Below are 1,906 nucleotides of genomic sequence, written 5' to 3'. Positions count from 1 at the left end.
GGCGCCGACGTGCTGTACGGTGGTTCGGGCGACGATGTGTTTGTGATTGGCAGCGGTAACATCAGCAAGTTGACCAGTACCTACAGCGCAGCCGATGGACAACTGGCCCGCATTGACGGTGGCACAGGGTCGGACACGATTCGCTTGACGGGGGGTGCCAGTCTGGATTTGACCTCGATCAGCCACAGTGCGGCGTCTAACCCGGATGGGGGCAGCCGCATCAGCAGCATCGAAAAAATCGACCTCTCCACGGACACCAGCGCCAACACCTTGACCCTGGGTGTGCGCGATGTGCAAGACATGGCAGGCATGAACCTGGTCAACAGCGCCACCAGTGGCTGGGCCAGCGGCACCTACACCTTGGCCAGCACGGTGCGCCTGCACCAGTTGGTGGTGGACGGCAGCGCGCTCGACACCTTGAGCTTTGCCAATGCATTTCGCAGCCTGGGCACCGTGACCTACGGTGGCAACACCTACACGGTGTGGCAAGACAACACCGACAGCGTGCAGGTGATGGCCAACCGAGCGATCGCGCAGCCCAGTGTGAGTTTGCAAGCCATCACCGCAGGCAGTGGCGGCTTTGTGATCAATGGTGAATGCGCGGGTGACCAGAGTGGCTTTTCGGTGAGCAATGCAGGCGACGTGAACGGTGACGGTTTGGCTGACTTGATTGTGGGGGCACGGTTTTCATCTGGCACAGCGGGCACCAACTCTGGCCGCAGTTATGTGGTGTTTGGCAAGACCAGCACCACGGTCATCAACCTGAGTGCCGTGGCAGCGGGAACCGGTGGCTTTGTGATCAATGGCGGCAGCACGGGGGACAACGAAGGTTACTCCGTCAGCGGCGCCGGCGACGTCAACGGCGATGGTTTGGCCGACTTGATCGTGGGTGCGCCTAGTGCTTTGTTGTCTGGTGCAACTTCCAACACCGGTGCCAGCTATGTGGTGTTTGGCAAGACCAGCACCACGGCGGTCAATTTGGTGGGGGTCGACACCTCGGGCATGGGCACGGCAGGCTTTTTGATCAAAGGCGTGAACTTCACCAGCAGTGGCAACTCGGTCAGCGCCGCGGGGGATGTGAACAACGATGGTTTGGCCGATTTGATCGTGGGCGCAAGGTATGGCGACCCGACTTACCTGACCGGCAATAACGGGGCAGGCACCAGCTATGTGGTGTTTGGCAAGACGGACTCGACGCTGGTCACGCTCAACGCAACGGGGGTGTCTTCAGGTGGTTTCATCATGAACGGCCAAGGTTCTAGCGACCAAAGTGGTTACGCTGTCAGCAGCGCGGGCGACGTCAACGGGGACGGTTTTGCCGATGTGGTTGTGGGCGCGCTGTATTCTGACCCGGCCAGCGGCACCGACGCAGGACGTAGCTATGTGGTGTTTGGCAAATCCACCACCACGGCGATCAACCTGAGTGCAGTGGCCACCACAAGTAGCCCGAGTGGGGGTTTTGTGATCAACGGCCAATGCGCGGGGGACAACAGCGGTTACTCGGTCAGCGGGGCTGGTGACGTCAACGGCGACGGCTTGGCCGACTTGGTTGTGTCTGCCAATTTGTCGGTGCCTTCGGCGGGGACGGATGCAGGGCGCAGCTATGTGGTGTTTGGCAAAACGGGGACTGCAGCGGTGGATTTGTCTGCCGTGGTGGCGGGAACCGGTGGCTTTGTGATCAACGGCCAATGCACGGGTGACCAAAGTGGTTACTCGGTCAACAGCGCGGGCGACGTCAACGGTGATGGCTTGGCAGATGTGATTGTGGGGGCACCGTTCTCAGACCCCGTCACAGGCAGCAATGCAGGGCGCAGCTATGTGGTGTTTGGCAAGACCGGTACGGCAGCGGTGGATTTGTCTGCCGTGGCGGTGGGCAATGGGGGATTTGCCATCACCGGAGAGACGG

General features: G+C 60.8%; 1 protein-coding gene. It reads left to right on the top strand.

All coding sequences use genetic code 11. The features are described from left to right. Positions 1 to 1,906, top strand: a 1,906-nt coding sequence (locus tag B9Z39_RS16820; RefSeq protein ID WP_199221245.1) for an integrin alpha, incomplete at both ends; no start/stop codon positions are given.

Origin of the sequence: Limnohabitans sp. JirII-29, from assembly GCF_003063395.1 — a bacterium.
GTDB lineage: Bacteria > Pseudomonadota > Gammaproteobacteria > Burkholderiales > Burkholderiaceae_C > Limnohabitans.
This window is presented reverse-complemented; position numbering and strand designations above follow the sequence as displayed.